Annotated in this window: 8 protein-coding genes and 1 pseudogene; 3 read left to right on the top strand and 6 right to left on the bottom strand. The window is 49.6% G+C overall.

Annotated features, from left to right (window positions below; genetic code table 11):
* Positions 1-69 precede the first annotated feature (69 nt).
* The 4 genes from ACO6UY_RS01875 to ACO6UY_RS01860 all read right to left on the bottom strand — a co-directional run bounded on the left by ACO6UY_RS01875 (position 70) and on the right by ACO6UY_RS01860 (position 6,197).
* Positions 70-2,139 (bottom strand): F-box-like domain-containing protein, encoded by a 2,070-nt coding sequence (locus ACO6UY_RS01875; RefSeq protein ID WP_422444437.1) that lies wholly within the window; start codon positions 2,137-2,139, stop codon positions 70-72.
* A 212-nt stretch (positions 2,140-2,351) separates the two neighbouring features.
* Positions 2,352-3,539 carry an ABC transporter ATP-binding protein gene (locus ACO6UY_RS01870; protein ID WP_422444435.1) on the bottom strand — a complete coding sequence of 396 codons (1,188 nt, stop codon included), beginning with the start codon at positions 3,537-3,539 and terminating at the stop codon, positions 2,352-2,354.
* Positions 3,536-5,173, bottom strand: a complete 1,638-nt coding sequence (locus ACO6UY_RS01865; RefSeq protein ID WP_422444433.1) for an ABC transporter permease — start codon at positions 5,171-5,173, stop codon at positions 3,536-3,538. The genes ACO6UY_RS01870 and ACO6UY_RS01865 overlap by 4 nt, the downstream gene beginning before the upstream one ends.
* Positions 5,174-5,186: 13 nt before the next feature.
* A complete protein-coding gene (locus tag ACO6UY_RS01860; protein ID WP_422444431.1) occupies positions 5,187-6,197 on the bottom strand; it encodes a Fe(3+) ABC transporter substrate-binding protein in 1,011 nt (336 codons plus the stop codon).
* Between the two features lie 78 nt (positions 6,198-6,275).
* Between ACO6UY_RS01860 and ACO6UY_RS01855 the strand changes: the two genes are divergently transcribed.
* Together ACO6UY_RS01855 and mnmG are read left to right on the top strand one after the other, a co-directional pair.
* Positions 6,276-6,410 carry a hypothetical protein gene (locus ACO6UY_RS01855; RefSeq protein ID WP_422488881.1) on the top strand — a complete coding sequence of 45 codons (135 nt, stop codon included), beginning with the start codon at positions 6,276-6,278 and terminating at the stop codon, positions 6,408-6,410.
* Between the two features lie 459 nt (positions 6,411-6,869).
* On the top strand, positions 6,870-8,750 hold the full coding sequence (mnmG, locus tag ACO6UY_RS01850) for a tRNA uridine-5-carboxymethylaminomethyl(34) synthesis enzyme MnmG (RefSeq protein ID WP_422444429.1): 1,881 nt from the start codon (positions 6,870-6,872) through the stop codon (positions 8,748-8,750).
* A 55-nt stretch (positions 8,751-8,805) separates the two neighbouring features.
* On the opposite strand, the gene ACO6UY_RS01845 is transcribed toward mnmG, so the two are convergent.
* Together ACO6UY_RS01845 and ACO6UY_RS01840 are read right to left on the bottom strand one after the other, a co-directional pair.
* Positions 8,806-9,051, bottom strand: coding sequence for an ArsR/SmtB family transcription factor (locus tag ACO6UY_RS01845; RefSeq protein ID WP_422444427.1), 246 nt, complete (start codon positions 9,049-9,051; stop codon positions 8,806-8,808).
* 654 nt (positions 9,052-9,705) lie between these two features.
* Positions 9,706-9,885: pseudogene (locus ACO6UY_RS01840) on the bottom strand (IS6 family transposase); the annotation flags it as partial.
* A gap of 184 nt (positions 9,886-10,069) precedes the next feature.
* Here ACO6UY_RS01840 and ACO6UY_RS01835 point away from each other — a divergent pair.
* Positions 10,070-10,516: a MarR family winged helix-turn-helix transcriptional regulator gene (locus ACO6UY_RS01835; RefSeq protein WP_422444425.1), complete on the top strand. Its 447-nt coding sequence runs from the start codon at positions 10,070-10,072 to the stop codon at positions 10,514-10,516.
* Positions 10,517-10,555: the final 39 nt, after the last annotated feature.

Raw genomic sequence — 10,555 nt, 5'->3', positions numbered from 1 at the left:
GTCTGGTGTAAGAGGCTACCTGAGAATGGACTGCCCTATCGGGCAGCTGCTGCTACATTCATACGGTGGCTATTCTTGGTCAACCTCCCGGGATCTCGGTAAATGCATTCTTTGTTGCCTGTCAGGTTCCCGCTCGATCTGCCAAAAAGACAGGATTTTCCGGTCGCCATCCATAGAGCTGACCTGTATGGAGTGACCGCAAGGACTGAATTTGAAGCTGTCAATGCAACCCTCCGCTTGCAGGCGGCCCTTTTCCTGCCAGATACCCTTTGGAGTTATGCCCAGTACAACCAGATAAGATTTGTCGTTAACATCAAGGCCGGCAAAAAGGGACCCACCGTGATTAAAATCAGGTTCACAGAGTCGTAAATCAGAGTCCGGGGTTTGCCGGACCCATTCACCGTATTTCTTTTGCACCTGGATATCCAGCCTCCCCCGATCGTCAGTACAAATAATCGAGTGTCCGTCCGGGCTGAGCTTCTGGGCAGTAGGAACAGCGGAGTTTGCATACCTGCGAGGATATCCCCTGTCACAAATATAAGTAAACATGTGCTGGCAGTGCCACATTCCGGCCCCGTCCAATTGCCAGATCATTGCAGATCCCTCCTGAAACAGCACAAATACCGAGGAGTCCACATTGAATGTCACCATTGAATTAGGCAAAACCCAGCGGGACTTCTGGAAATAGTCATGATCTTTTATTTCCGCTACCCAACCGTTGTTATCCGTTAAATGCCAGATATCAAAATTATCTTCGCCATGAACAACCAGATACCGGCTATCGGGACTGAAGGTTACGTCCAGCGATATAATATCAACGGGTTGCGGCTGATGTTTGGTGATTCTTAACGCTTCAGACCATCGACCGTTATCACCAAGACTAAAAACAACCACGAAAAAATCCTCTACATTTATATCCATGTCGTCGGAATCTTCCCCGGCATCATTGAAGCATGCAGCAAAATGTTGACTGTCCGGACTGAATTGAATGGTGTCAAAACCACAATAATCCTCTACTCTTTTTCTCGCTTCTGTCAGAGCCATGGTAGGCATGCTAAATTCCAGTTTCCCGTTGGCTAACCAACGGCCATCCTTTCTTTTTCCATAGAAATCGATATATCTTCCACAATTTATGGCAATATGATTACTGTCCGGGCTGAAAATACTGCGACGTCCGATGCAAACACCGTTGTTTTGCCATTGACCATTCAATTGCTGGCCTAAAATCAGGCTCATCCGGTAAGATTCAGAATAAATCAGAGATTTCCCATCAGGTGAAATCTGAAAAGATAAAAAGCTGAAATCAAGGCTTTTTATTCCATAAGGATCGGGAAAAAGCTCAGCGACAGTCATTCGCTTTGTTTCAGTCCATAAGCCTTTCCCATCCCGCTGAATAATCGACAGTAAAGCGTCTTTAGCACCATAGGTTTTAAAAGCAGATCTATCAGAGGGGGGAGGATCAACAGGTATAAAAACAGTATTGCCATGGTATCGATCAATGCTGTTAAAGCATTCGAAGAAACTGCGAGCTTTAATGGTGAATTCCCTGCTCCAGCAACCATCACTTCCCGCCGTCCAGATAGAACACTGAGAGCTGTGACTATCATTAATGAGCAGCCGACTGTGATTCTCATTGAGATAGTATTCACTAATGTTATCTTCCCTGCCAAACGAGTTTTGCAGCACAAATTTAAGTGAGGTGGCATTAATGGTTTCATTGCGTAAATGATCAGCGTGATATGCGCAGATTGCCGGAAAATTTTCAGTACAATACGATTGCCCGGCAATGACTTGTATTTTTGATGTCCGCAGATGATGAATCAGTGGTTGATTGGTAATACTCAGACCCCGGTAAAACAGCTGTTCATTCTTACTCAGATTCCCGTAGCACCGAACAACTTCAAATAATCCATATTCATTCAGGACAGTGTGCATTCTTCTGGAAACAAGTGCCAAATTACACGCGTCCTTAAGCGGTAAATAACCGGTAATTTTCAACAATAATTCCACCGGTAGCGAGGTAATACTCCACCTGTGAAAATGAGCTGATTGTTCAGGAATAACCGGATTCGTTTCACTCAGACAAGGTTCATCTGGTTTTTCCTGTGCAGGAGGCAATGGCAAGATAGACTCTCTCATCAGATCACTCCGGAAAAATCTGATAGAGGTTAGTCCAGAGAAGTCATATCTGAAATAATTCTCAGGACTTTGTCGCTCTAAGGGATTTTGTGAGGGAGCGCCGTACCGGGGAGTACGGTCGACTGAGCAAAACTCACTTAGAGCGGCAAAGGACAAACGGGAGCAAGTTTCTGAAATATCCGGGTTAGCCTGACATCAGTTATGTCTGGGCATCATGGTGCGGTTCCTCTTTTTCGCCGTGCGTTCAGGCCATCAGCATCAAACAACACCAGATCATGGGGAATAATGTTCAGTTGAACGTTGGCATTCCCGGCTACCGGGTTTGAATGCTCTGCCACCAGCTGATAACTCCCCTGGCAACAGTCCAGATGAATCTCGCTGCGTATACTTTTGCCCATAAACTGCTGCCGGGTAATCGTTGCCTGTGGAAAAGTATCGGCAGAGGTCTGAGACAGTAAGCCTTCAGATTTATCCACAGCCGAGAGGGCCACCATCTGTGGCCGGATAAACAACTCCAGGCTTGTGCCTGCCTTTTCCACAGAGAGCGGTTGGGTGGATGCCACAACGCCCAGCGGGGTGCTCACATGAAACTCATCTTCAATGGTGGCCGGCAGAACATTTCCGGCCCCCATAAAGTCGGCAATAAAACGGTTATCAGGGTAGTGATAGATATCGAAGGCCGTCCCCTGCTGCATGATTCTGCCCTGCCCCATGACGGCGATGGTATCCGCAAAAGCAAAACCTTCTTCACGACTGTGGGTCACAAACAGTCCGGCGACTTTTTGCTGCTTCAGAATATCCCGTATTTCCCTGACCAGATGCTGACGGACCTGGCTGTCGATATTGGAAAACGGTTCATCCAGCAACAGAATGGAAGGCTCGTTGGCCAGTGCCCTGGCGATGGCCACCCGTTGTTGCTGCCCTCCGGACAGTTCATGTGGATAGCGCTGGTCAAGACCATAAAGATTCACCAGCTGCAGCATATCCTGAACCCGTTGCCTGACCTGTTCGGAGGTCTGTTGGTTCTGGCCGAAGGCACCCTTAAGTCCAAAACTGTTAAGTCCAAAACTGATGTTGTCAAACACCGTCAGGTGGGGAAACAGGGCATAATCCTGAAAGATCATGCCGATGCCCCGCTGCTCTGGCGGTGTTACCCGGGCAGCTGAGCTGACTTCCCGGCCATGCAGTTCAATGGTGCCGGATACCGGTTGAATCAAACCGGCGATCGCTTTTAATAAGGTCGACTTACCACAGCCACTGCGACCCAGCAGGCAGACAATTTCACCATCCTCTATGGCCAGGTTTACCCCGGACAGGACCAGAGGATCGCCAGTGGCGCTGCTTTTTCTGGCTGACCGATCATAAGCACAGGCAAGTTCAGTGATGTTCAGGGCACTCATTGCTGTTCCTGCCTTTCCAGAGAGCGATTAAGCATAATAAGGGGCACCAATCCTACCAGAACCAGCACCAATGCGGCAGGTGCCGCATATTCCAGCTGCTCATCAGACACATATTGGAAGACCCGGGTGGCCAGTGTTTCAAAATTAAAGGGGCGCAGTAGCAGTGTGGCAGGCAGCTCTTTCATACCCTCAATAAATACCAGCAGCAGCCCTGCCAGCATGCCTTTACGGATCAACGGCAGATGCACACGCTTGACCATTTCCCCGGGGTTACACCCCAGGGTTCGGCTGGCCATATCCAGTGAAGGAGACACTCGCCCAAGACTGGACTCAACGCTGCCAACGGCGACAGCGGAGAAACGTACCACGTAGGCAAACACCAGGGTAATGGCAGAACCACTGAGAATAAGCCCAACCGGCGACTGGTGCCAGTGAATCAGCAGTTCGTTGAGCACATTATCCGAGAGCGTCAGAGGGATCAGTACCCCAATGGCCAGAACATTGCCCGGCAGGGCGTAACCGGTGGAGGCCAGGCGAGCAGGGATACGGGACAAGCTCGTGCGCTGTAAACGCTGATAAACGCCCAGGAACAAGGCAATAAAGCAGGCAACAGCAGCTGCGGAACCGGAAACCATCAGACTGTTGATACCATATTCAAACAGAGCACTGCTCCATGAATCATCGAAATAGACAATCAGGTACTCCACCAGCACCAGAGAAGGCAGCAAAAAGCCCAGGGTGACCAGCAGCCAGCACCAGCCGATAGCCAGCCATTTTGACCAGCCAGAAAGCTCGATCAACTCCCGCTGCTCCTGCCCGGTATTTTTCTGGTACAGCTGCTGTTTACGACGGCTGTATTTTTCCATGCTGATCAACAACATGACCACCAGCAACATCATGGCCGAGATTTTTGCCGCCGCATTCAGGCTGCCATAACCTAGCCAGGTGTCGTATACCGCCGTGGTTAATGTGGGCACGGAAAAATAGCTTACTGTGGCAAAATCACCCAGGGCTTCCATGCCCATAAGCGCCAGACCGGTAATGATGGCGGGACGGGCCATGGGCAGGGTTACCCGGAAAAAACTGTGCAGAGGTGAGCAACCTAACAGTCGGCTGGCCAGGGTCTGGCTTTTCGATTGCTCAAGAAACGCGGTTCTTGCCAGCAGATACAGATAGGGATAAAGCACCAGGGCAAGCACTATAATGGCACCGCCCAGGCTGCGTATCTCCGGGAAGGAATAGTCTGCGGCTGACGTCCAACCCGTGAGCGCTCTGAGAAAACGCTGCACTGGTCCGGCAAATTCCAGCAGGTCGGTATAGATATAGGCAATAACGTAGGATGGCATGGCCAGTGGTAATACCAGTAACCACTGGAGCTGATCTCTTGCCGGAATCCGGGCATTGGCCATCACCCAGGCGGCAGGGATCGCCAGAACAGCCCCAAGTCCCCCTACCCCGAGAATCAGAAGAACACTGTTCACGATGTAGGTGGTCAGGACGGTATCCCAAAGATGATCAAATAACTCACCGGCAGGGGTGAAAGCCTCCAGGATCAGGGCGATAACAGGGGAAAAAAGTAAAAGGGCCAGCAGCCAGCTGCCAGCCCTCCAGTAGGTTGGTAAGTTGTGATTCATGCACTAATGAGATCTATAGATCAAATTTTACTTCGTCCAGAAGACGTTGAGCCTTGGTTCGGTTGGCGGCAATGTCTGAAATAGGCAGTGGATCCGCCTTGAATTCTCCCCATGCAGCCACGGTGTCAGACACTGGAACGTTCGGGTTGACCGGGTATTCCATATTGTCCCGGGCATAAATGGACTGAGCCTCTTCACTGGCCAGGTACTCCATCAGCCTGAGGGCATTATCCTTGTTCGGTGCGTACTTTGCCATCACCATGCCACTGATGTTGACATGGGAACCCACCGTCTTCTGGTTCGGGAAGTTAATATAAACGGCATCAGCCCAGGCTTTCTGATCATCATTCTTCATCATCTTGCCAAAGTAGTAGCTGTTGCCCAGAGAGACATCACAAACCCCCTCTTTGATCGCTTTGACCTGGGCCCGGTCATTCCCCTGGGGACGACGGGCCAGGTTGGCTTTTACCCCTTCCAGCCACTGTTTGGTTTGTGCTTCACCGTTATGGGCGATCATCGAGGCGACCAGACCAATGTTGTAGGGGTGCTTGCCGCTGCGGGTACAGATCTTGCCTTTGAACTTGCTGCTGGCCAGGTCTTCGTAGTTGATATCAACGGGCTTGTCGCTGCGTTTGGAGCTGTAAATATTCCGCACCCGCATGGTTAATGAGTACCACTGGTTGTCCGGATCCCTTAAGTGCACAGGGATGTTCTCATTAATGGTTTTACTGTTCACGGGTTGCACCAGTTGGCGATCAACCAGATCAAAAAGACTGATCATGTCGGAAGTCAGTACGACATCTGCCGGGCTGAATTTGCCTTCCCGCTCAATACGCTCCTCCAGTCCTTTCTTGGCAAACACCACGTTCACCTTTACGCCCGTTTCCTGTTCAAAGTCTTTCAGCATGGGCTCTATCAGAAAAGGCTGACGATAAGAGTAGATATTGACCTCTTCAGCAGCCTGGGCCAGCAAAGAAGAACAGGAAATAGCAATAGCGGAAGTAATAGAGAGGAGTTTTTTCATAGCAGTCTGCAAACAAGAATTATTATCGTTTGCGAATTGTACTTATTTTCCCTGACTTCGCAACTGCTTTATTGCGCTGTGGATAAATTCAATGGCGATAAATCCACCGATTACCCGGCAGATCCCATCACAGCGGGTTGTCGGGCAAAGTACCCGGGCGTTATGGAAATGTGGAAATATACACAGATAAGCTATGAACAACGCAGGGAATAACCTTTTTATAAAATTGCCCTGTGGATAAGGTCGTTTTTTTCCACAGTTTAATGACAGGTTAACTAAACCTTGTGACCAGCAACATAACAGGGTTGTTCAATTTATAATGTGTTGAAAATAAAGAGTTTTATACGTTTATCCACAGATTTTATCAACACTAATATCAATAAAAAAAATAAGATAACACTAAAAAACAGCTATTCGCTGTTATTACTGTTGTTTAACTGGAAGAACTTCGTCGTTTGATAAGAAAAAACCAAACTTTTTGGGCAGATCTACGGGCTGTGAGTAAAATTACGTGACCGGTTGCCACTCACGCCCGTTATGCAAGCCTGGTTATCGGGCGGGCACTGTGAAGTCTTCAGGTCACGCTTATCCAATGATGGGTCACAGCACTGGCTAACCGGTGTATAATTGCTAGCCTTATCTTCTCTTGATAACAGGTGACAGACGTTGGCAGTGGATTTCCCAAAACAATTTGATGTGATTGTGATCGGTGGTGGTCATGCCGGTACGGAGGCCGCCCTGGCGGCAGCTCGTATGGGCGTTAAAACGTTGTTGTTGACCCATAACATCGAAACTCTGGGGATGATGTCCTGTAATCCGGCCATTGGCGGGATTGGTAAAAGTCATCTGGTCAAAGAGGTGGATGCCCTTGGCGGTGCCATGGCAACAGCGACGGATCTTGCCGGTATCCAGTTTCGGGTGCTCAATGGCAGAAAAGGACCGGCGGTCAGGGCTACCCGGGCACAGGCTGACCGGGCACTTTACAAGGCCGCCATTCGTTCGATTCTGGAAAACCAGGAGAACCTGTGGATATTTCAGCAGTCTGCGGATGATCTGGTGGTTGATGACAACACCAGCCAGGTGCGTGGTGTCGTGACCAACATGGGCGTTCGTTTTCTTGCCGCAAACGTTGTTCTGACCGCAGGGACTTTTCTGGGGGGGCGAATTCATATTGGTCTGGAAAACCACAGCGGTGGCCGGGCCGGTGATCCGCCCTCCATTGCCCTGGCCAACCGGCTGAGAGAACTGCCCCTGGATGTTCGACGCCTGAAAACAGGGACGCCTGCACGTATTGATGCCCGAAGTGTGGATTTTTCCGTGATGGAAGCGCAACCGGGGGATACGCCGATGCCGGTGATGTCTTACCTTGGCACGGTTGAGCAACACCCTGAACAGGTGTCCTGCTATATCACCCATACCAATGAGCGTACCCACGAGATCATCCGTGGAGGACTGGACCGTTCACCCATGTTTACCGGGGTAATTGAAGGGATAGGTCCGAGGTATTGCCCATCCATTGAGGATAAAATTACCCGGTTTGCGGATAAAACCTCCCATCAAGTCTTTCTGGAGCCGGAAGGGTTGTCCACCAATGAGCTTTATCCCAATGGCATCTCCACCAGTTTGCCCTTTGATGTGCAGATCAACCTGATCCAATCCATTCGTGGCCTGGAAAATGCCCATATTACCCGTCCCGGTTACGCCATCGAGTACGATTACTTTGATCCGAGAGGACTTAAGTACTCCCTGGAAACCAAAGCCATTGGAGGCCTGTTCTTTGCCGGTCAAATCAACGGTACCACTGGCTATGAAGAAGCGGCCGCACAGGGACTGTTGGCGGGTATGAATGCGGCGCTCAGGGCACAGGATAAAGAGTCCTGGTGCCCACGTCGTGATGAAGCGTACATCGGTGTGCTGGTGGATGACCTGATTACCAATGGCACCAGTGAGCCTTACCGCATGTTTACCAGCCGGGCAGAATATCGGTTGATCCTGCGGGAAGATAACGCCGACCTGCGCCTGACGGAGAAAGGCCGGGCACTGGGGCTGGTGGATGATCAAAGGTGGATGGCCTTCAGTGACAAGAAGGAGCGTATTGAGAAGGAGTCTGAGCGCCTCAGGGCAGCGTTTGTTCATCCCGGTAGTGATGCTGCCCGTACCCTGGAAAATAAGCTCAGCAAACCTTTAAGCCGTGAATACAGCCTACTGGAACTGCTGCGTCGTCCGGAACTGACCTATAACGATGTGGCCGGACTGGTGGGAGACGCGGAAACCCATGATCAGGTCGCTGAACAGGTGGAGATACAGACCAAGTATCAGGGTTATATTGACCGTCAGACCGAAGAGATAGACCGTATGCGACGTTATGAGAACACCCGCATACCACAGGCGCTGGACTACACATTGATCGAAGGGCTTTCCAACGAGCTGAAGCAGAAGCTGACGGATGCCCGTCCGGAGACACTGGGCCGTGCTTCCCGTATCCAGGGGATGACGCCTGCTGCCGTATCTCTATTGCTGGTTTATATGAAAAAGCGCTCTATGGCTGCTTAATTGATCCGGTTACCAGTTCCTGATGGATCAGGCACTGGTAACCTACCCCGCCTGATTACGTTGACTCGTCCGCACAACACTCCTCGCTGAGAAACCCCATGACCTCATTGAAGGTGGCGAACTGGGGAATGCAATACAGTGTCCTGCCATCCCGCTTCTGCTTAACCAGCCCCACAGAGACCAGGGCTGAAATATGATGGGAAAGGGTTGAACCCGGAATGTCCAGCTCTTTTTGCAGGGCTCCCACCGGCACACCCTGATGGGGTATTGCGCCCATTCCCTCGAAAAGTTCACTGTACATAAAACGCACTATCCTTTGAGTGCAATTTCCTCATGTTTCTGAAATTTATTCCCCTGCTGAATTTACGACATTTTTATAGTGAAGGTCTCTGTACACGACAAAAAAAGTGAGCTGACAGAATTTTTGCTATGAAACTTAGAGACAAAACCAACGTTTCAAGCAGTCATGAATCTTATGGGTGAAAGTCTCATACTGAGCACAACTACAGACCCTGGAGCATAGAATTTACGTCCCAGAGCCAAAATACCCGAACAAGAAAGGCGACCAAACGCAGCTATGATTTTCATGTGACAAAAGAATCATCTGCGAGAGGCCGCCCTCCATGGAAGTATGTCACCCACTGACCATTCCCGCTAGTAATCACTGCCCTGCAATCGAGATGCTGCAACATCGGTTATCTCTTCTTCGCCAGTCACGCCATGAGCTCCACTGGGAGGATTACGAAAATGAACTGCATAACCTCATGGCTCTTGCAGAACAGGAGATTCTCTCTGAAGACCTCCAAAAACTGGACGTCAATGAACCATTTGTGTCTAAAAAATCAATAAAACAATTAAGGGAAAATCTTCATTTTTCTATTTTTTGCGGGAATTGCTGCAGGCTGTTTTTGGCATAATTACACAGATTCTGCTTTATATTTATTGTTTTTGCTGGCTGAGGCCCCAGTTGTGGAGCACATTCCTGAACCCTACGGTAGGGAGTGGTATGATCAATATCCACGCCACGTTCCTCCAATATCTCCTCTAAGTCCCGGTAACTCAGGTTATAACGCAGGTACCAGCGGACAGCATGGAGAATGAGATCTTTGGGATAGTGACGACCGGAAAAATTCATGGTGGAAGACCCAACTAAACTACTATGACTGAATACAAAATAGCAGGTTCTGAGATCACTATCAGTTTGCAACGGAACCGCCTCTTACGACTCTATGGCCAAACCCCAAGAACTGGATATTTGGGTAGTTGCACAAAATATATTTATGTACATATAATAAAAATTAAATACTAAGGCCTGAGTTATGGCAAGATCTTCACGCAATCGTCAGCCCTACGGTGGGATTGAGCCCTGCTTTAATCTGCGCTTACGTCAGGCCAACAGGGTTCTTACCAGTCATTATGATGACTACCTGCGTGATCTGGGCCTGACTATTGCCCAGTTCTCTATCCTTCGTTCGCTCTGGTATATGAAGAGCACTGCCCAGAAAGATCTGCAGGCGGTTCTGGTTTTGCAGCAAACTACCCTCACCCGTAATCTCAAACTGCTGCAGAAAGCCGGTTATATTCAAACGACCCAGGGCGAGGCCGATCGTCGCATCTCCATGGTCTCCCTGACCGAAGAAGGCAAAAACATCTTTAAGCAAGCACGAACCCGTTGGAAGGAAGCACAGCAGGATGTGTCCAGGCGACTGGGCGACAAAAACAGCCAGCAACTGATCCAGGTCGCTGAAGCGATTATGGCCATGTAAAAAAATTTCATAAAATACATGTATATACATACATATGAG

This window comes from Endozoicomonas sp. ALE010, assembly GCF_049310165.1.
GTDB lineage: Bacteria > Pseudomonadota > Gammaproteobacteria > Pseudomonadales > Endozoicomonadaceae > Endozoicomonas.
The sequence above is the reverse complement of the archived record's forward strand: the minus strand, read 5'-3'. Positions and strand labels throughout refer to the sequence as shown.

Excerpts from the sequence above, each read along its gene's own strand:
- ACO6UY_RS01860 (WP_422444431.1), bottom strand. The coding sequence starts at position 6,197 with ATGAAAAAACTCCTCTCTATTACTTCCGCTATTGCTATTTCCTGTTCT.
- ACO6UY_RS01835 (WP_422444425.1), top strand. The coding sequence starts at position 10,070 with ATGGCAAGATCTTCACGCAATCGTCAGCCCTACGGTGGGATTGAGCCC.
- ACO6UY_RS01875 (WP_422444437.1), bottom strand. The coding sequence starts at position 2,139 with ATGAGAGAGTCTATCTTGCCATTGCCTCCTGCACAGGAAAAACCAGAT.
- ACO6UY_RS01870 (WP_422444435.1), bottom strand. The coding sequence starts at position 3,539 with ATGAGTGCCCTGAACATCACTGAACTTGCCTGTGCTTATGATCGGTCA.
- ACO6UY_RS01845 (WP_422444427.1), bottom strand. The coding sequence starts at position 9,051 with ATGTACAGTGAACTTTTCGAGGGAATGGGCGCAATACCCCATCAGGGT.
- ACO6UY_RS01865 (WP_422444433.1), bottom strand. The coding sequence starts at position 5,173 with ATGAATCACAACTTACCAACCTACTGGAGGGCTGGCAGCTGGCTGCTG.